General features: G+C 64.7%; 18 protein-coding genes. 8 read left to right on the forward strand and 10 right to left on the reverse strand.

Annotated elements, in window-relative coordinates; all coding sequences use genetic code 11:
* Positions 1–36: 36 nt before the first annotated feature.
* The 10 genes from sp36 to BEP01S_RS15075 all read right to left on the reverse strand — a co-directional run bounded on the left by sp36 (position 37) and on the right by BEP01S_RS15075 (position 13,872).
* Entirely contained in the window at positions 37–192 is a 156-nt protein-coding gene (gene sp36 / locus BEP01S_RS16950) for a Sp36 family protein (protein WP_009883339.1), read from the reverse strand.
* Positions 193–472: 280 nt separating this feature from the next.
* Entirely contained in the window at positions 473–2,809 is a 2,337-nt protein-coding gene (locus BEP01S_RS15035; protein ID WP_244882283.1) for a transglycosylase domain-containing protein, read from the reverse strand.
* Positions 2,810–2,912: 103 nt separating this feature from the next.
* Positions 2,913–3,860, reverse strand: coding sequence for a metallophosphoesterase (locus BEP01S_RS15040; RefSeq protein WP_062244860.1), 948 nt, complete (start codon positions 3,858–3,860; stop codon positions 2,913–2,915).
* An 86-nt stretch (positions 3,861–3,946) separates the two neighbouring features.
* On the reverse strand, positions 3,947–4,855 hold the full coding sequence (locus tag BEP01S_RS15045; protein WP_062244863.1) for a metal ABC transporter permease: 909 nt from the start codon (positions 4,853–4,855) through the stop codon (positions 3,947–3,949).
* The gene (locus BEP01S_RS15050) at positions 4,852–5,721 is read right to left on the reverse strand and encodes a metal ABC transporter ATP-binding protein (RefSeq protein ID WP_062244864.1); all 870 of its coding nucleotides are present in this window, start codon (positions 5,719–5,721) and stop codon (positions 4,852–4,854) included. The genes BEP01S_RS15045 and BEP01S_RS15050 overlap by 4 nt, the downstream gene beginning before the upstream one ends.
* A gap of 2 nt (positions 5,722–5,723) precedes the next feature.
* Positions 5,724–6,794 (reverse strand): metal ABC transporter solute-binding protein, Zn/Mn family, encoded by a 1,071-nt coding sequence (locus BEP01S_RS15055; RefSeq protein WP_062244867.1) that lies wholly within the window; start codon positions 6,792–6,794, stop codon positions 5,724–5,726.
* A gap of 185 nt (positions 6,795–6,979) precedes the next feature.
* Positions 6,980–8,032, reverse strand: a complete 1,053-nt coding sequence (locus tag BEP01S_RS15060) for an aspartate-semialdehyde dehydrogenase (protein ID WP_039211092.1) — start codon at positions 8,030–8,032, stop codon at positions 6,980–6,982.
* Positions 8,029–9,354: an aspartate kinase gene (locus BEP01S_RS15065; protein WP_062244869.1), complete on the reverse strand. Its 1,326-nt coding sequence runs from the start codon at positions 9,352–9,354 to the stop codon at positions 8,029–8,031. Before BEP01S_RS15065 ends, BEP01S_RS15060 begins: the two co-directional genes overlap by 4 nt.
* A gap of 328 nt (positions 9,355–9,682) precedes the next feature.
* Positions 9,683–10,288 carry a recombination mediator RecR gene (gene recR / locus BEP01S_RS15070; RefSeq protein WP_025780860.1) on the reverse strand — a complete coding sequence of 202 codons (606 nt, stop codon included), beginning with the start codon at positions 10,286–10,288 and terminating at the stop codon, positions 9,683–9,685.
* Positions 10,285–13,872 (reverse strand): DNA polymerase III subunit gamma and tau, encoded by a 3,588-nt coding sequence (locus BEP01S_RS15075; RefSeq protein ID WP_062244872.1) that lies wholly within the window; start codon positions 13,870–13,872, stop codon positions 10,285–10,287. The genes recR and BEP01S_RS15075 overlap by 4 nt, the downstream gene beginning before the upstream one ends.
* A 92-nt stretch (positions 13,873–13,964) precedes the next feature.
* Between BEP01S_RS15075 and BEP01S_RS15080 the strand changes: the two genes are divergently transcribed.
* From BEP01S_RS15080 to BEP01S_RS15115, 8 genes are read left to right on the forward strand one after another with little or no spacing between them, the layout of a single operon-like run.
* On the forward strand, positions 13,965–14,627 hold the full coding sequence (locus BEP01S_RS15080) for a DUF1707 SHOCT-like domain-containing protein (protein WP_039211088.1): 663 nt from the start codon (positions 13,965–13,967) through the stop codon (positions 14,625–14,627).
* Entirely contained in the window at positions 14,624–14,872 is a 249-nt protein-coding gene (locus tag BEP01S_RS15085; protein ID WP_039211087.1) for a hypothetical protein, read from the forward strand. Before BEP01S_RS15080 ends, BEP01S_RS15085 begins: the two co-directional genes overlap by 4 nt.
* A gap of 53 nt (positions 14,873–14,925) precedes the next feature.
* Positions 14,926–15,954, forward strand: coding sequence for a GNAT family N-acetyltransferase (locus BEP01S_RS15090; protein WP_062244875.1), 1,029 nt, complete (start codon positions 14,926–14,928; stop codon positions 15,952–15,954).
* A 60-nt stretch (positions 15,955–16,014) separates the two neighbouring features.
* The gene (locus tag BEP01S_RS15095) at positions 16,015–16,629 is read left to right on the forward strand and encodes a DUF4178 domain-containing protein (protein WP_062245216.1); all 615 of its coding nucleotides are present in this window, start codon (positions 16,015–16,017) and stop codon (positions 16,627–16,629) included.
* Positions 16,629–17,231 (forward strand): DUF2617 family protein, encoded by a 603-nt coding sequence (locus tag BEP01S_RS15100; protein ID WP_062244878.1) that lies wholly within the window; start codon positions 16,629–16,631, stop codon positions 17,229–17,231. Before BEP01S_RS15095 ends, BEP01S_RS15100 begins: the two co-directional genes overlap by 1 nt.
* Positions 17,228–17,665, forward strand: coding sequence for a hypothetical protein (locus BEP01S_RS15105; protein WP_062244881.1), 438 nt, complete (start codon positions 17,228–17,230; stop codon positions 17,663–17,665). The genes BEP01S_RS15100 and BEP01S_RS15105 overlap by 4 nt, the downstream gene beginning before the upstream one ends.
* 28 nt (positions 17,666–17,693) lie before the next feature.
* Positions 17,694–18,122 (forward strand): DUF350 domain-containing protein, encoded by a 429-nt coding sequence (locus tag BEP01S_RS15110; RefSeq protein ID WP_052240077.1) that lies wholly within the window; start codon positions 17,694–17,696, stop codon positions 18,120–18,122.
* On the forward strand, positions 18,119–19,753 hold the full coding sequence (locus BEP01S_RS15115; RefSeq protein ID WP_244882285.1) for a polyamine aminopropyltransferase: 1,635 nt from the start codon (positions 18,119–18,121) through the stop codon (positions 19,751–19,753). Before BEP01S_RS15110 ends, BEP01S_RS15115 begins: the two co-directional genes overlap by 4 nt.
* Positions 19,754–19,772 lie beyond the last annotated feature (19 nt).

Here is a 19,772-nt window from a genome sequence, read left to right on the forward strand (position 1 = left end):
GTGGGGGTGAGGTGTCAGTGGTCCTGCCGGTTCAGATCACTCTTTGGGGCGTTTGAGGTAGGCCACGAGTCCGTTGTTGTCGGGGCCGGGGACGACCTGCACGAGTTCGTATCCGTCCTCGCCCCACTGGTCGAGGATCTGCTTCGTCGCATGGACGATGAGCGGCACGGTGACGTATTCCCACTTGGTCATGATTCTCCTCGTATGTTGGTGCGCCGCCGAGGCGGTCCGGAGGTGATCCGGTGTGCCGGCCATTCCTTGTGAGCGACGACGCTGGTCCGTTCCCCACACTAGCCCAGACCGGGCAGGCCGAGCACCTGCGTTCCGAGACGGCAGTGCGACCATGGTCGAGCGGGTGCAGGCACACCGGCAGACGGTACAGCGAAGGCGGGGAGGATCTGGTCCTCCCCGCCTTCGCTGTCATGGTGTCCGACGGGTTCTATCGGCCGGTCGCGGTCGACAGGTCAGCGGCTCAGTTGCCGCCGAGGCCGGGGGCCTCACCGCCGCCGTCGCCGCCGTTTCCACCGCCGTTGTTGCCATTGCCGCCGCCGTTGTTGCCATTGCCGCCGCCGTTTCCGCCGCCGCCTCCGTTGTTGCCGGAGTTGCCGCCGCCACCGCCGCCGGTGCCGCCGTTGCCTTGGCTTCCGCCGCCGCCACCGCCGCCGGTGCCGCCGCCTCCTCCGCCGGTGGACGAACCGCCGCCACCGCCGGAGCCGCCTCCGGAGAAGTACTTGCTGCTGGGCCTCGGGAAGCCGGTGTTGCCCTTGGTCTCCTTGACCGCTTGGCTCATGTACGACTGCCAGGTCTTACCGGAGATGGTCGCACCGTAGATGTGGCCTCTGACGGCACCGGCACCATTCGTGCGCCAGTCGCGAGTACCGCCTGGATCACCGGTCCAGACCGCAGTCGACAGCGTCTTGGTGAACCCGAGCAGCCACGTGTGACCGACCTCGAAGTTCGTCGTACCGGTCTTGGCGCCCGCCGGCACTCCGATCTTCAGCGAGCTCGTCGTACCGCCGTTGAACGTCTGAGTCAGAGCGTAGGCGACGCCCTTAGCAACTTCCTTGTCGAGCACCTTCTTGCAGCCTTCGCCAGGCAGGTCGAGCTTCTCGCCCTTGCGGTCCTTGATCTCGATGATCGGCTTCGGTCCACAGAATTCTCCTTCGTTCGCGAAGGTGGCGAACGCCGCGGCCATGGCGATCGGCGTGGTCTCGGTCGTGCCGAGAATCGACGACGGAGACAGAGCCTGGATGAAGCCGGACTTGTCCTTGTAGTCGAGTGCCTCACCGCTGCCATAGCGGATACCGAGGTCCATCGCGGTGTCCATGATGTCGCACATGTTCAGCTGGTTGCCCATAGCCGCGTAACCCGTGTTGACGGACTTCTTCGTGGCTTCGAGCGCGGTCATCGAGCCCTTGCCTTCACCGTCTCCGGCGTTGTTCGGGTCCCAGTCACCGCCCATGTTCGGACAACCCTCGTACTTCCAGGAGCTGGCCGGGAAGTTGCGCTTCGTCGCATTCACCGTCGTGTTGAGGCTCTTGCCTTCCTTCAGCCAAGCTGTCAGGACGAAGGGCTTCCACGTCGAACCGACCTGGAAACCGCCGCCGCCATTGTGCTTCTTGTCGACGGTGTAGTTGATCGAGGTCTTCTTGTTCTTGTCCTTCTTCTTGACCTCTCCCGCGGTGTATTCACGGTTCTCGGCCATGGCGATCACTTCACCGGTGCCCGGTTCGATGGTCACCAGCGCATGGCCGGCACCCGAGGGGTCACCGACGGGAACGCGCTTCTTGATCTCCTTGTCCGCGATCTTCTGGATATCCGGGTTGAGGCTGGTCTTGATCTTCAAGCCGCCACGCTGGAGGAAGGCCAGTCGTTCGTCGGCGGTGTCGCCGAAGGTCTCGTCATTCATGATGACGTTCTGCACGTAGTTGCAGAAGAATTCGGCCTTGCTCTTGGCTGCCGAACAGCCGTTCGGGGTCTCGTGCAGGTCGAGGTCGAGGTCGGTCTTGACCGCTTTGTCGTATTCCTTCTGCGTGATGTGGTCGTATTTGAGCATCTGCCCGAGCACGGTGTTGCGACGTTTGAGCACCTGATCGGGGAACCGCTGCGGGTTGAACGCCGACGGGTTCTGCACGATTCCGGCGAGCATCGCCGACTGTTGGATGTTGAGATCCTTGGCGTGGATGCCCCAGTACCGGTAGGCGGCCGCTTCGACGCCGTAGACGTTCGGGGAGCCCGAGTAGTTGTTGATGTTCATGTAGCGGTTGAGAATTTCCTTCTTGTCGTACTTCTTCTCAACCGCGACAGCGAGTTTGGCCTCACGCAGCTTACGCGCATAGCCTGCGGTGCCTTCGGATTCCTTCGCCGCTTCCACACCTTCGGCGTTATCCTCGGCATGGGCGTTCTCTGCCAGCACGTTCTTCACGTACTGCTGGGTCAGCGTCGATCCTCCCTGAGTCGTCGAGGACACCATATTGTGCACCGCTGCACGGGCGATGCCCTCGATGTCGACGCCGCCGTGCTCGAAGTACCGGTAGTCCTCGACAGCGATCGTTGCGTTCTGCATATCCTGCGAGATCTCATCCAGCGGGACCTCCTGGCGGTTCTGCCAGTAGAATTCCGCAAGCTCCGACCCGTCGGAGGCAAGCATCGTCGACTTCTCTCCCAGGTCCTTGATCTCCAAGGTCGCGGGAAGTGAATCGAAGATCTCGACAGCGCTGTTCGCGCTGGCTGTCGCAACACCGACTCCGGGAATGGCCAGGCCGGCAGCGACGATTCCCGCCACCGCACTGACGGCCACGAACTGCATGAACGCGCCCATTTTTGTGGGTGGGGCGTTTGACTCAGGAGACACCATGGTAGCCAGTTTAACGAATTCGCCTTGTGCAAATCTTCAGAAACCGCTGAACGAGCTACGCCTGTGCAACGAGTTCCAGGACGCTGACTTCCGGTCGGCAGGCAAAACGCACTGGTGAGTACGGTGAGAAGCCGAGTCCCGCGGAGATGGCGACGAGACTCTGCCGGTACGGGAAAACTCCGCGGGCGCGTGTCCGATCGAGATCGCAGTTCGTCACCGGCGCACCCCAGAAGGGCACACGGATCTGTCCGCCGTGCGTGTGTCCGGCCATGATGAGATCCGCCCCCGCCGAGGCGAACGCCTCCAAGGTCCGCGAATACGGGGCATGTGTGACGCCGATTCTGAGCCCCGCCTCGGGGTCGAACCGCGGGTGTTCGAGTTCGCCTTCGCCGGGTTCTCCCCCGCTCCAGCGGATCCGGTCACGGTCGATATGGGCGTCGCCGAGCCCGGAGAAGTGGATGCGGGTGCCCTTGATCGTCAGGGCCGCCTCGGTGTTGTCGAGGAAATGCCATCCCTGACTTCCGGCAGCCGAGCCCGAAGCGGCCGTCGGTTCCTCGAACCCGCGGACGAGGGCCTTGACGTCGAGGTCGGGGTTCACCCGGTGTTTGACCTGGGACGGTGAGCGCAGATACTTCGCAGGATTCTTCGCCTGCGGGGAGAAGAAGTCGTTCGACCCCAGGACGAAGACGCCGGGGGTCTCGAGCAGACCGGAGAAAACGTCGAGGACCGTCGGCACGATATCGGCCGAGAGGTTGTCGCCGGTGTTGACGACGACGTCCGGTTCGAGGCGGGTGAGCGCTTTGACCCAGGAGGCACGATGTTTCTGCCAAGAGGCCAAGTGCAGATCGGCGACGTGGAGGATCCGGATGGACTCGGCTCCGGCCGGCAGGATCGGCAGAGTGCGGCGGCGGATGGCGAAGAGGTGCGGTTCGATGACCGCACCCCAGATTCCGGCGGCCGCGGGGGCAGCAAGAGCACCGGCGAGGAGAGCGCGCTTCTTCATTCCCCCAACTCTATCCGCTCTCTCTTGCTACCCGACGGCGGCCCAGCAAACTCGCGCGAGGTTGCTGGGCCGCCGTCAGGTAGCAATTAGGGGGTGGGGATGGGGGTGTTGTGCTCTTCTGCGGCGCGGTGGGCGCGGCGACGGTGCAGGGATTTCATCCGGCGACGGCCGACGAGGCGGCAAATGATGTAGATGAGGAACGAGATCGTCGTGACGAACGGGCTGATCGGCACCACCGGCGAACCCAGAGCGATGAGGATGCCGCCGACCGAAGCGGTGACGGCGAAGATCACGCTGAGCACCGGCACCCACACCGGCGAGGCCGAGAGCTGAGTCGCCGCGGCGGCAGGGGTGATGAGCAGCGCGAGGACGAGGAGGACCCCGACGACCTGCACGCTCAGCGCCACGGCGAGTCCGAGGGTGAGCATGAAGATGATGGTGAGCGCACTGACCGGCACACCCTTGGCCCGGGCCACCTCGGGGTCGAGGCTGGAGAACATGAGCGGACGCCACACGATCGCCAACACCACGAGCACCGCGAGGGCACAGATGATGAGGGTAAGGATCTGACCGGGAGTGATCGCGACGATCTGGCCGGTGAGCAGCCCGAACTTGCTGGCCGCTCGCCCGTCGTAGAGGGCGAGGAAGAGGATTGCCAAGCCCAGCCCGAAGGGCATGAGAACACCGATGATCGCGTTCTTCTCCGAATCCTTGGCCCCGCCGATGCCGATGATGAGAGCGGCGACGATGGACCCGACGATCGAGCCGGTCACGACGTCGAAGCCGATGAGCAGGGCGAAGGCGGCTCCGGCGAAGGAGAGTTCGGAGACTCCGTGGACGGCGAAGGGAATGTCGCGGGCCATGACGAAGACGCTGATGAGACCCCCGACGACGCCCAGGAGCGCCGCGGCGATGAGCGAATTGGCCAGCAGCGCGACCAGTTCGCCGTAGTCCTCGAAGGTGAAGAGGTTGGCAAAGATCTCGGGCACGCTCATCGGCTCACCACCGTCCCGTCGAGGTCGAAGGAGTCATCGGGCAGGTTGTGGTGATCGACGCACTCCTCCTCCCCGCCGACGACGACGAGGCGACCGCCGACCCGGACCACTTCGACCGGGGAGCCGTAGAGGCGGGACAGCGATTCGGAGGTCATCACCTCGGCGGGGGTGCCGATGAGGAAGTGACCGCCGACAATATAGAGGACCCGGTCGACATGCGGCAGGATCGGGTTGATCTCGTGAGTGACGAAGACGACGGCGGCATCGCGCTTGACCCGCTGCTCGTGCAGCAGCGCAGCCACCACCTGCTGATGGTGCAGGTCCAGAGACAGCAGCGGCTCGTCGCAGAGCAGCACAGTGGGATCGTTGGCCAAGGACTGAGCCACACGCAGCCTCTGCAGCTCACCGCCGGAGACCGTGCCGGCGGGGGCATCGGCGTAGTCGGTGGCGCCGACGGAGGCCAAGAGGTCTTCGACCTTCTTCTTCCGCCCTCGGGACAGCAGACCCATCCCCCAGCGGTGCCCGTCGATGCCCATGCGCACCAGATCGCGGCCGCGCATCGGCGTGTGCGGGTCGATTCCGCGCTGCTGCGGAATGTAGCCGATGTCGGGGTTGCCCTTATGCACCTGCCGACCGCCGACTTCAGCGGTGCCCGCCGACAGCGAGTTCTGTCCCAGCAGCACCTTGAGCAGCGAGGTCTTGCCGGTGCCGTTGGGGCCGAGCACGGCGAGGAACTCCCCCGGCGCGACGTCGAGGTCGAGATCGTGCCAGAGCACGCGCGGGCCGAACCGCAGTTCGGCATCGCGCAGTCGAATCACCGGCTCCCGTGCTGCTGCCGGTGCGGAAGCGTCGGATTCCTTGGCCATAGTCAGTGCTTGTGTCCTTCGAGTGCGGTTGAGATATCGGTGATGTAGCCGCCCATCCAGTCGGCGTAGTGCGTTCCCGAAGGCATGGTCTCGGCCAGGTCGACGACCGGGACGTCGGAGTCCTCCGCGGTGGACTTCAGGGCCTCTGCCTGCGGACCTGCCGCTTGAGTATTGTATCCAAGCAGCACGGCATCGCCATCGGAGATCTGCTTCTCCGCGGCCTTGAGCACCAGCGGCGGCACATCATTGCCCTCTTCGACAGCGGCGAGGAACTCCATCGATGTCACGTTCTCCAGCCCCATATCGTCGAACAGCCACAGCGGAATCGGCTCGGTCGCGGCGACCTTCTCTCCGCCATGCTCCTTCTTCACCGCATCGATATCGTCCTGCAGCGCGGACAGCTGTGCCTTGTAGTCCTTCGCATTCGCATCGAACTCACCCTGATGTTCGGGCAAGGCCTCGCCGAGGTGGGTCGCCGCCTCGTCGACGAGCTTCGTCATCGTCGGGACCGAATACCACAGGTGTTCGTTGAATGATCCGTGATCGTGGCCTTCGTGACCCTCTTCCTCGTGGCCCTCATCCGCGTGCTCATGATCATGGCCCTCCTCGTCTTCGAGAGTGTGCCCACCGCCGTAAGCTTCCTCGTCGTCATGGCCGTCACCGTGATCATGGTCGTGGGGTTCGTTGCCAAGGCCTTCGGATCCGGGCAGACCGGAGATCGAGACGGTATCGATGATGTCGACTTCGGCACCGGAGGCGTCGAGCATCCCGGTCATGAATGCGTCGTAGCCTCCGCCGTTCTGAACCACAAGGTCGGCCTTCGACAGTTTGAGGCGATCCTGAGTGGTCGCCTCATAGGAGTGCGGATCCTGGTTCGGGTCGTCGATGATCGGGCTGACATCGGCGAAGTCGCCGGCTACCTCGGAGACGATATCGGCGTAGACGTTGGTCGAGGTCACGACGCGCAGTGCCCCCGTGTCGGCTTCGGAGGCCTGTCCACCACAGCCGCTGAGGACCAACGTCGCCGAGGAGGCAATGGCAGCGGAGGTGAGAAGTATGCGCGACGAGGTCATGAGGAGCCTTTCCAAGGCATCGAGGTTCAAGCAACACCGTCGACGATACTCAGATCAGAGGCTCGCCACTAATATAAATATTTATATATAGCAACGCTTTTATATGTCCCGACATGTATTGCCGGAGAAGACGAACCGCCCGGAAGCCTGTGCTTCCGGGCGGTTGGTCATCGAGCTGTCGTTGCTCAGGCGGCCTTCGCTTCGAGCTTGGCAGCCAGCAGTGCGGCGATCTGCACGGTGTTCAGTGCCGCACCCTTGCGCAGGTTGTCGTTGGAGACGAAGAGGACGAGCCCCTTGCCTTCCGGCGCCGACTGGTCGGCACGGATGCGACCGACGTAGCTGGAGTTCTGGCCCGCAGCCTTGAGCGGGGTCGGAACCTCGTCGAGGGAGACTCCGGGAGCCTGCGACAGGATCTCTGTGGCCTGCTCGGGGCTGATGTCGGAGTCGAATTCGGCGTGGATGCTCAGACTGTGTCCGGTGAAGACAGGTACGCGCACGCAGGTGCCGGCGACCAGGAGGTCGGGCAGGCCGAGGATCTTCCGGCTCTCATTGCGCAGCTTCTTCTCTTCATCGGTTTCGTTCTGCCCGTCGTCGACGACCGATCCGGCCATCGGCAGGACGTTGAATGCAATCGGTTCGACGTAGTTGTTCGGCTCAGGCAGGTTCACCGCGTTTCCGTCGGTGGTGAGCTTGCGGGCGTCGGGAATGCCGGCTTCGAGCTGACCGGCGAGTTCCTCGACTCCGGACAGACCCGAACCTGACACGGCCTGGTAGGTGGCGACGATCAGACGGCTGAGTCCGGCCTTGTCATGGAGAGCCTTGAGCACGGGCATGGCGGCCATAGTCGTGCAGTTCGGGTTCGCGATGATGCCCTTGGGCGGCTCGTCGAGGGCATCGGGGTTGACCTCGCTGACGACGAGCGGGACCTCCGGGTCCGAACGCCACGCCGAGGAGTTGTCGACGACGATGGCGCCGGCGGCTGCGAAACGCTCGGCCTGCGCCTTCGAGGTCGCTCCACCGGCGGAGAACAGAGCGATGTCGAGTCCGCTCGGGTCCGCCTCGGCGGCGTCTTCGACGGTGATGGACTGGCCCTTGAAGTCGATCGTCTTCCCGGCCGAACGGGCCGAGGCGAAGAGCCTCAGGGAACCGATTTCGAATCCTGGATCATCGGCCAGGAGGTCGAGCATGACTCCGCCGACCTGGCCGGTTGCACCGACTACTCCGATATTGACGCTCATCGTCCGGTACCTCCGTACACCACTGCTTCGTTGTCTTCGCTGTCGAGTCCGTACGCGGCATGGGCGGCACGGACCGCGTCGTCGAGCAGATCTGCTCGGGTGACGACGCTGATGCGGATCTCCGAGGTGGAGATCATGTCGATGTTGACCTGGGCTTCGCTGAGCGCTTCGAACAGGGTCGCGGTCACGCCCGGGTGGGAGCGCATTCCGGCGCCGACGACGGAGAGCTTTCCGATCTGGTCGTCGTAGCGGACCTGGTCGAAGCCGATGTCAGCCTTGACCGCGTCCAGGGCCTCGAGCGCCTTGGCGCCGTCGTCCATGGGCAGGGTGAAGGAGATGTCCGTCTTCCCCGGCTCACGGGTCGAGATGTTCTGGACGATCATGTCGATGTTGGCTTCCTGCTTCGCCAGAGTCTTGAAGATCTCGGCGGCTTTGCCGGGGACATCGGGAACACCGACGATCGTGACCTTGGCTTCCGAGCGGTCATGAGCGACGCCGGAGATGATTGCCTGTTCCATGGTGGGCTCCGTTTCTGGTTCCGCTGCCGGGGTCGATGATCCCCGGCCCTGGCGGAAGGCTTCGGGGATGGGTGAATCGGTCACCCAGGTTCCTTGGTTGCGAGAGAATGAGGACCGCACGTGCACCGGCACGTTGTAACGGCGGGCGTATTCGACACAGCGGAGCATGAGGACCTTGGCGCCCGAGGCGGCCATCTCCATCATCTCTTCGTAGCCGATCTCGTCGATCTTGCGAGCCGTGGGCACGATGCGCGGGTCGGCGGTGAAGACGCCGTCGACGTCGGTGTAGATCTCGCACACATCGGCATCGAGCGAGGCGGCCAGTGCCACAGCCGTGGTGTCGGAGCCGCCGCGGCCGAGAGTGGTGATGTTCTTCGCGGTCTGGCTGACACCCTGGAATCCCGCGACGATGGCGACGTATCCCTCGTCGAGGGAGGACCGGATGCGACCGGGAGTGACGTCGATGATTCGGGCCTTGCCGAACTGCTCATCGGTGATGACTCCGGCCTGGGAACCGGTGAATGATTGGGCTTCGAAGCCGAGGTTGGCGATCGCCATGGCCAGGACCGCCATCGAGATGCGCTCACCGGCGGTCAGCAGCATGTCGAGTTCGCGGGCGGGTGGCATGGGGGAAACCTGTTGGGCTAAGTCGATGAGATCATCGGTACTGTCACCCATGGCCGACACCACGACAACTACTTCGTGACCGGCTTGACGGTACTCGACAATTCGTTTGGCCACTCGCTTGACCGATTCCGCATCGGCTACCGAGGACCCACCGAACTTCTGGACGACTATGCTCACTGCAGTATCTTCCTTATCGCTGATAAGTTCCGTGCCAGGCGATCGATTCCATGGTTCCAAACATGGAGGTCTCGTGCTGCATCGATCAGGATTTCAGCCGTGTCGGGCTCCCGGCACCTGAACCATTGTATGAGGTAGGTCATTTCGGTTCACCTTCGACCGCCATTCAGACACCGCCTGACCGGGCCGAATGTCACTTGTCCGCACCCCGCTCGATCGCCGCGCACATGGGCGAGACGGAGGTTGATCAACGGCCGTTCAGCCCCTGTTCAGAAATCGTTATACTCCGGGGCTGTGAACACCGGATCTCACCCCCTCGCCGAGGCGGTCAGTCGATTTCGCGACGACCGGAGAATGCTCGACCGAGGGTGACTTCGTCGGCGTATTCGAGGTCGCCGCCGACGGGCAGCCCCGAGGCCAGACGGGTGACGGTCACTCCGAGTGATCCGAGCAGCCGGACGAGGTAAGTGGCGGTGGCTTCGCCTTCGAGGTTCGGGTCGGTGGCGATGACGGTCTCCTTGACCTCGCCGTCCTGCAGGCGGGTCATGAGTTCCTTGATCCGCAGATTGTCAGGCCCGACCCCTGCCATCGGGTCGATGGCTCCGCCGAGGACGTGATAAAGCCCCCGGTATTCCCGGGTTCGTTCGATCGCGACAACGTCCTTGGGCTCTTCGACCACACAGATCATCGATCGGTCGCGGCGCGGATCCTGGCACACCGTGCACTCGGCTTCTTCGGAGACGTTTCCGCAGATCTCGCAGAACCGCACCCGTTTCTTCACGTCGGTGAGCGCCTGTGCCAAAGCATTGACGTCCTGCGAGTCCGTCTGCAGGATGTGGAACGCCAGACGCTGGGCCGATTTCGGCCCGATGCCCGGAAGCTTGCCGAACTCTTCGACCAAGTCCTGAAGGGCACCTTCGTATACAGCGCTCATACTTCTCTTTCGTCAATGATTTCGCCGCCGAGGACCCGTGCGATCACGTCGACGCCCATCTGCGGCGCTTCGGAGACGTCGAGGTCCGTTTCCGGATCATACTCGTCCTCGTCCGATCCCGACCGCTGCGGGTAGGGGTTCGATCCCGGCGCCGAGGCGGCTCCCGATGCTGACCCGCCCGCAGGGTTGCCCTGTGGTCCAGATCCGTATCCGGATCCGGCGGGCGGGGTGGTGTTGACACCGTGCTTCTCGGCGAGGGCTGCGAAGCGCGACTTGAACGGCTTCTCTCCCCCATGAGCCGATGTCGGCGGCGGAGACTGCACGGCTGGTGCCGGCTGTTCGAAGGCGCCTCCCCCGAAGCTGCTGGGACCGTCGGAAAGGTCGGGGTAGTCGAGATCGTCGTCCGGTGGTGGTACGACGACGGCTCCGACATCGACGGCTCCGCTGCCGGCGCTCGTCTCATCGACGTCGCTCGAGTCGGTGCCTGTCGACGCAGTGCCCGTCGGTGAGGCGTCTATCGGTGAAGGACCGTCGTTCCAATTCGGTTCCTCCCACCGCGGTTCGACGTACTCCATCGGCGAATTGTCGGTGTACCCGGACGAACCCGCAGACGCTGATCCTTGCTGAGGGGAAGGATCAGTATGGCCGAATTCGTCGGCCGGTGCAGTACCTGCCGAATCGGTTCCGGTATGGGCTGGTTCGGTTCCGGCGTCTGCCGGTGGACCGAAGAAGTCGTCGTCGGAGAGGTCGGGGACAACGACGTCTGGGACGGCTGATTCTGAGGCGTCATGTTCAGGGACGCTCGGTTCAGGAGCGTTCCACGCTTGAGTTTCAGGCACGGATGAGTCCGACGCGGGAGCCTGAGGGGTCGAGGAATCGGGCGCAGCCTCAGTTGCCGGGCCCGCATCATCTTGCGGTGAGTTCGTGCTCGCGCCGGCGCCGCCGGACTGCTCAGCAGTGGCGGATCCCTCATCAGCTTGCTCGGCCGCACCAGCGGTGTTGCCTTGTGTCGTGGGTTCAGTCGGTTGGCCCGGCTGTTCTCCCTCCTCGTCGTCGGAGGACCAAGGACCCTGGGTCGGACCGCTCGGTTCCCAGAACTTCTCGTGGTCGACCTGCGGCTTATCGACTTCACGGGTGCCGACGACTGCGGCAACTTCCTGCGGGCTCGGGCGGCGCTGACTCGACGCCGGGCCGTGGTTGCCTCCGGAGTCGTTCATGGACGGAGCCGAGGAACCTTTGCCCTGGTTTCCGCCTCCGGCACTCCCGCCGCCGATCCGGCCGACATCGCCGATGTCGATTCGAGCCTGGATGCCGAGGACATCGTTGATCGCCGCGGCGAGTTTGGCCGCGTGGTCGCGCTGCTGGAATCCCTGCACAGAACCGGCGTTGTTGAAGCCGAGGTAGACGACCCCGTCGGAGAACGACTGTGGGATCGCATTGGCTGCGATGATCGCGCGAGTCAGACGGCTGCGCTTCTCCACCGAGGCGAGGATGCTCGGCCATGCTCGGCGGATGGCTTCGATCTCGCCGCCGATGTCACCGGATCCTGCCACCGAGGTGGCTTCCGGTGCCGCTGCCTGCTCTGACTGCGAATCTTCTTCTGGTCCCTTGGGCGCCGCAGACGTCGGCGCCGGACCGGACTGGTTCTGAGACTGCTCCGCCGCCTGACGCTGAGGCTGGTTCACCGGCGCAGAATCCCGTGGGGAGCCGTGCGACGGGGCACCAGCTGGATCTGGCATCTGCTGGTTGTTCTGCTCAGGCTGCGGCGCGGTTTCCGGCGCACGACCTGTCGACGACGAGGGTTCGGACGACGGCTGCTGATTCTGCGCTGACGGGCGCTCACCTGCGGCCGGAGCGTCTTCGGCAGACTGCTGACCGTCGTTCGCTGGTACGGGCTGAGCCTGCGGCTCGTGCCGCGACGGCGGCTCCTGCTGAGTTCGCTGTTCCTGCCGAGCCTGTTGATCGTATTGGGTAGGCTGCCCCTGCCGATCCGACTGAGCCCGCTGGTCCGGCCGAGCCTGAGACGCGTCCTGCGACGACGGTTCCGGTTGAGTCCGGTGCCCTTGCTGACCCGGCTGCTCTGGCTGACCCGACTGCCTCTGCTGCTCCTGCTGACCCGACTGATCCTGATGCACTGGCTGCCCAGCAGGCTCATTGAGCATCGACTCGGCGGCTGCGGCCATGGCCGCGATGTCGTCGAAGTCGTCATGAGCGGCGCTCTGGTTCTGTCCGGCGGCTGCGTTCGCGGCCGGTGCCCCGGCTCCGCGGCCTGCCCCACTGGCAGACGCTCCACCGGATGACGGCTGACCGGTCGACTGTCCCTGACCGGCAGCAGGTGCCTGCCCCTGACCGGCCCCACCGGCCGCAGCCCCCTGATCCGAGACCTGCGCAGGCGGTACGTTCGCGGCCACACCCGTGGCCGACATGCCGATGCGACGTTCCATCCGCTCGACCCTGCTGAGCACAGCATCCCGGCTGCGACCCGAGCCGGGCAGCAGAATACGGGCACAGATGAGCTCGAGCTGCAGCCTCGGCGAAGTGGCACCCGACATCTCCGTCAGTCCCACATTCAGAAGGTCCGCGGCACGGGAGAGCTCACCCTGCCCGAAGCCGTTGGCCTGCAGGGTCAGCCGCTCCAGACGATCCGGCGGCACTTCGGGCAGGAAGGCATGGGCCGCCTCTGGGGCGGCATTGATGACGATGAGATCGCGGAAGCGCTCCAACAGATCTTCGACGAAGCGCCGCGGATCCTGACCGGATTCGATGACCCGCTCGACCGCGCGATACACCCCGGCACCATCACCGGCGGAGAACGCATCGACGATGTCCGACAGCAGCGAATCCGGAGTGTATCCAAGCAGCGCGATGGCCCGACCGTAGTCGACCCCGTCCGGCCCGGAACCGGCTATGAGCTGGTCGAGGACCGACAGTGTGTCACGCACCGAACCTCCGCCGGCCCGGACGACCAGCGGCAGCACGCCCTTGGCCACCTGCACGCCTTCACGCGTGCACAGCTCTTCGAGATAGTTGCCCAGGGCCTCCGGCGGCACCAGGCGGAACGGATAGTGGTGGGTCCGCGAACGAATCGTGCCGATGACCTTCTCGGGCTCGGTCGTGGCGAAGACGAATTTGATGTGCGGCGGTGGCTCTTCGACGATCTTGAGCAGAGCATTGAAGCCCTGCGAGGTGACCATATGTGCCTCGTCGAGGATGAACACCTTGTACCGGTCACGCGCGGGCGCGTAGACGGCACGCTCACGCAGGTCGCGAGCGTCATCGACGCCGTTGTGGCTGGCCGCGTCGATCTCGACGACGTCGAGCGAACCGGGTCCGCCGTTGGCCAGATCCCGACAGCTCGGGCATTCCCCGCACGGCACCGGAGTCGGCCCCTGCTCACAGTTGAGGCACCGGGCCAGGATCCGCGCCGAGGTGGTCTTTCCACACCCGCGCGGGCCGGAGAACAGGTAGGCATGGTTGATGCGGCCACGTTCGATGGCGGCCTTCAGCGGATCGGTCACATGCTCCTGACCGATGACCTCGTCGAAGGTCTCTGGGCGGTATCTTCTGTACAGTGCGGTGGACACGTCTCCTAGCCTAATGCCAACGACTGACACGAGACACGGCCCCCGGAGTCCCGCCGTTGTCGCTGACTTCCCGATCAGGCACGATAGAGATCATGAGCTCAGCCACCCCCTCCCCCGACGAGAACGATCCCGCGAAGACCTTCCGCATCGGCCACAAGGAACGCGATGAGGCGATCGAGATGCTGCGCGAAGCCGCCGGCGACGGTCGGATCACTGTCGACGAGCTCGACGAGCGGATGGAGAAGGTCCAATCCGCGAAGTTCCCCATCGACCTCGACGAAGTTCTCTCCGACCTCACCACCGAACTGCCCTCCGATCGCTTCCGCCCTTCCTCGGCGATCGCTCCAGCCGCCGGCCGTGCGATGGAGGTCCAAGGCCATGACCGCTTCGACCCGCTCGTCATCAAAGCCGGCTGGGAGTCCGAGCTCCGCCGCGCCAGATGGGCTGTCCCGCCCTACATCCGCTGCGAACCCTCGATGTCGAACATCGAACTGAACTTCCTCGAGGTCGAGACCGATCTCGAGGTCATCGAAGTCGAGATCGTCGCCGGAATGGGCTCGGTCGTCGTCGTCATCCCGGATGACTGGGCGGTCAACGTGGATCAGCTGTCGAAGACCTGGGGCAGTGTGAAATCCGTGGTCAACGCGGTGCCGAACGGCCGTCGCCCCCTCGTACACGTGGGCGGATCGATCGGGATGGGGTCCTTCAAGGCCCGCTTCGCAAACTACTTCGACCGCCGTCGAATGGCGAAATGATGCAGCCCGGACTCGGCGCAGTCATCTTCCTCACCCTATGCATCATCGTCGTCTTCGGCATCGGTGCCTTCCTCGTCTACCGGGTGATGAACACCCCCGGTTCGCATATCGGATCCCGCCTGCCCAAACACGATCCCCACGCCGAGGCGGACCCCACCGACCCGCCCGACCGCGGTTCCGCTGAGGGCCGGACCCAACCCGAGGATCCCAGCACCGACAACCCCGACGAGCCCCGAGAGTCCTGATCCCGGGCACCGGCATCCTTGAAAACCGGTACCTCCCGTGATCGACTTTCACCATGTCTGAGATTCAGATCACTCGCATCGCTGCCGACGATGAGGACGCGCTCATCGGGTGGAACGACCTCATGCGCATCGCCTACACGTGCGAACGCTCCGCAGCGTGGTGGCGCAGCCCCGACACCACGGTGGCCCAATTCGCCCGGCCGCGCATCGACAAAGAAGACATTGCCCTCATCGCCCACCTCAACGACGAACCTGTCGGCGGCGCCGAGATCAACCTGATAACGGATTGCACCGCCACCGTCGAACTCGGGGTCCTCCCTCCCCATCGACGCCGCAAGATCGGCACCGCCCTCGCAGAGGCAGCCGCACAGTTCCTTGTGAACGGTGACCGATCCTCGGCGATCGTACAGACCGAGACCTACTGCCCGGCCGGAGTCGCCTTCGCACAGGCGCACGGGATGAGCATCGGCAACGAAGAGCACCGGCTGCTGCTCGACCTTCCCACCTATCTGGACGCCGATGCGAATCGGTACAAGGATTCGGGAGCCTCGACGGTCGTGCCAGTGATCAGGGAGGACCCGGACTTCTCGGTCACCTCATGGATCGGAGCCTGCCCCGAGGAGGTGTTGGAGTCCTGGACCCAGCTGCGGGAGCAGATGGACGAGGACGTGCCCGTCGGTGAGCTCACCCGCACCGCCACCCATGCCAGCACCGCGGCGATCCGCAGCCACGAGGAGCGGATGGAAGAACAGGGTTGGACCTTGGTCAGCTCGATGGCGCACGTGGGCGAAGTCGCCGTCGGCTATACGGAGATCATGGTCTCCTCGCACGATCCGCAGATCGTCATCCAGGAGGACACACTCGTCGACCGCGCCTATCGCGGACGCGGGATCGGTCGGGCCCTCAAGGTCGCGAACCTGCGTCAGCTGCCCGCGGTCGCGGCGACCGCCTCGGCGGAATGGGTGCAGACGTATACGGCGACGGACAACGAACCGATGCTCGCACTCAACCGGGACCTCGGGTTCTTCATCGCCGACACGATGACCGCTCTGGAGAAGAAGGACGATCACAGCCGCGCGTGACATTCCGGTCGACTAGAGTGGGCGGTGACCCGTCCGGCCACCGAAACGAAGCAGACCGCCGTGCCCACAGAACTCCTCATCGCCGTCCTCGTCTTCATCATCGTCGTCCTCGTGACCGTGCTCGTCATCCGCTCTCGCGCCAACAAGGCTCGGAAACAGGAGCAGGCACAGCAGCCAGCCGCCCCGCGCGATCCTTTCGCCCCCGACCAGAACACCGGCGGTGACCCCGAGGCGATCAAGGCCGGCGATCTCCTCGAATTCGGCAATGAGAAGTTCTTCGTCCGCGGCACTCTGCGCATCTCAGAGGGCGGCTACGACTGGGCCGAGCACTTCTTCCAGGCCGACGCCTCGGCGACCCGCATGTGGCTGAGCGTCGAACGCGATCCCGACGTGCAGGTCGCCCGCTGGCGCGACCGCCCCGACCTCGACATCGAACCGAAGGCCCGGACCATCACCATCGACGGCACCGACTACGACCTCGTCGAGCACGGCACCGCCTCCTACCGGTCCGAAGGCACCACGGGACTGAACGAGAAGGGCGGGGTCGACTATGTCGACTACGAATCCGGCGACGGCCGTCTGCTCGCCTTCGAACGCTTCGACCACGGACGTTGGGAAGTGAGCACGGGAGAGACCATCCCGACCGGTTCCTTCACCATCTACTCCGGCAGCTGATGCTCACCCTCCCCCGCCCGCTCGACGTCCCCTTCACCGACACCAGTGCCGAGGCGCTGCGGCTGAGCCTCGACCACGGCCGGATCGCCCCGCTGGCTGCCCGCCGCATCGATGTGCCCACGGTAGCCGCACCCACTGACACAGAGTCCACCCTCGCCGAGGCGGCACCGCACCTCACCCTGACACTGACCGTCATCGGCTCCTCCCACCAGGCGATCCTGGGCGAGGATGCGTTCATCGAAACCTTCGCCTGCCTCGGTGAAGATGCCGACGGTCCGTCGCCGTCACGACCGCAGTGGGACCACGAGAACATCCGCCACGGTCGGTGGGCCGGATTCACCGAACACCGATTCACCGCGACTCGCACCCACGTGACCGGGGACTTCCCGAGGGCCGCCGCCGAGGTGCTCGCCGCCGGTGCCGACCGTGCCCTCACCGCAGACGACCACCTCTCGGTCGCGTTCCCCGGACAGCCCGGCGCACTGACGGCACTGTCGCTGACCGCAGCAGGTCCCGACCGGATCGCCTGGCAGTCGTGGCACTGCTACCCGCAGCATGGAGAGATCGTGCACAGCAGCTCCGAATTGAGGAGGTCGACATGAGCCAGGGACCGAACGTCTCGATGGGCGGCGGCTCTTTCAACTTCGACCGCGAAAACTCCGGTCCATCCGGCCCCCAACGTCCCAGCGGACCGCAGCGGCCCGGCGGCGGATCGGGGCGGAAGCCGCGCCGCATCGGCTGCGGAACGATCATCTTCTTCGTCGTCATCCTCATCGTCATCGGCAACATGTTCCAAGGCTGCGGCTCGTCCGGGTCGTCGAACTGCGGTGACTACGACCTCAGCAACGGCCAATACGTCTCGAATCCCGGTGAGGGCGATTACGAGAAGAACGGCAGCAGCTACGACTACGTCGGCTGCGACTCGTCCCGCTCCGGAGGCGGCGGATTCTTCTTCCTCCCGTTCTTCACCGGCGGCGGATCGAACTACGGCGACGGCTCCGGCTTCCGCGGCGGCGGACCGGGCACCGGAAAATAGGCACGATCAGGCACAGCGAAAGGCAGACATGCTCCTGAATTACCTCATCTACGAGACCGGAGTCGTCCTCTCCTATGCGGGCTGCGGACTCCTCCTCATGGTCATCGGCTACTTCGTCGTCGACCTGCTCACCCCGGGCAAGCTCCACGTCATCCTGTGGGAGCAGAAGTCGCGCAATGCCGCGGTCCTCGTCGCCTCCGACCTGGCCGGAGTCGCGATCATCGTCATCGCAGCCATCCGCGCGAGCTCCGATGACCTGGCCGCAGGCATCCTGTCCACCCTCGTCTTCGGCATCCTCGGCATCATCCTCATGGGAGTGAGCTTCGTGCTCATCGGCCTGCTCACCCCGGGCAAGACCGGCGACATCATCAACTCCCCACAGATGCACCCCGAGGTCTGGGTCAACGCCACCGCCCACCTGGGCATCGCGGGCATCATGGCCGCAGCCCTCCTTTGAGCACCGCTGACGAATCCGGTCGGCACTCGGCCGGGACCGCACCGACCGACACCACCACCGAGGCGGCCCGACCGATCACTTTGCCGATGCGTCCGGGGCCAGCCCGATTCTTCGTCCTGCTCGCCGTGTTCATCTGCGCGAGCTGCGGAATGGTCTACGAGCTCGCGCTCGTGGCCCTGGGCTCCTATCTGCTCGGCGACACCATCGTCCAGGCCTCCATCGTCCTGTCCGTCATGGTCTTCGCGATGGGCATCGGATCGCTGGCGACGAAACGGCTGACTGGGTTCGCCGCCGTCTCCTTCGCACTCATCGAGGCGGCCCTGGGCATCATCGGCGGGCTGTCGGTCATTCTGCTCTATCTCGCCTTCGCCTTCGCCGATGTCTACACCGTGGCCATGGTGGCCCTCGCGTTCGTCATCGGCGCGCTCATCGGCGCGGAAATCCCGCTGCTCATGGAGCTCGTCCAGCGTATTCGGGCGCAGAAGGCCTCGAGCGCGGTGGCCGACCTCTTCGCCGCCGACTATGTGGGCGGACTCATCGGCGGGCTCGCCTTCCCGTTCCTCCTGCTGCCGCTGCTCGGATTGCCGCGCGGTGCGCTGGCAGTGGGGATGACGAATGCGCTGGTGGGCATCCTCATCGTCCTCTGGCTCTTCCGCTCTGAACTCAGCCGCGCCGCCCAACTCATGTTGGCAACGCTACTTGTGCTCATCCTCGGCGGGCTCACTGTGGTGTGGGTGTACACCGACGATATCGAGGTCACCACCCGCCAGCGTCTCTACCGGGATCCGATCGTGTATTCGCAGCGGTCGGACTACCAGGAGATCGTGCTCACCGAGGCGAAGCGGACCGGTGATACGCGGCTGTTCCTCAACGGGGATCTGCAGTTCGCCTCGGCCGATGAGTACCGCTATCACGAAAGCCTCGTCCATCCGCTGCTGGACGGTCCGCGCCGCAACGTCCTCGTCCTCGGCGGCGGTGATGGCCTGGCCGTGCGTGAGATCCTCAAGTATCCCGACGTCGAGTCCGTCACGCTCGTCGACCTCGACCCCGCGGTCCTCGAACTGGCGAAGACCTCGGAGCACTTCACCGCGTTCAACGACGGCTCCCTCGACGATCCGCGGGTGAGAACGATCGCCGCCGATGCCTTCACGTGGCTGCGGGAGGCTAAGCATTCGGCCTACGACGCGGTCATCGCCGATCTTCCCGACCCCGACGATGTCGCGACGTCGAAGCTCTACAGTATCGAGTTCTACGGACTCATCCGCCAGGTGATGTCCCCGGAGGCGCGCCTCGTCGTCCAGGCCGGCTCCCCCTATTTCGCCCCTGAAGCCTATTGGGGCATCGGTGAGGCCGTCGCCGAGGCGGGACTGTCGACGACTCCGTATCACGTCGATGTCCCCAGCTTCGGTGATTGGGGATACTTCCTCGCCGATCTCGACGGAGACGGTCCCGAGGTGTCCGTGCCCGATGATGCACCAGACGGGTTGAAATTCGCCACTGCCGAGGTGCTCGCCGCCTCGACGACGTTCCCACCGGACCGTGATCGCGATTCTGTGGGCAAGGTCGAGGCCTCGACGCTGCTGCATCCGCGGGTCCTCGACCAGGAACGCGGAGCCTGGGTCGGATACTGAATTCGTCTGACACGGGCTT

This window comes from Brevibacterium epidermidis NBRC 14811 (assembly GCF_001570805.1).
Taxonomy (GTDB): Bacteria; Actinomycetota; Actinomycetes; order Actinomycetales; family Brevibacteriaceae; genus Brevibacterium; species Brevibacterium epidermidis.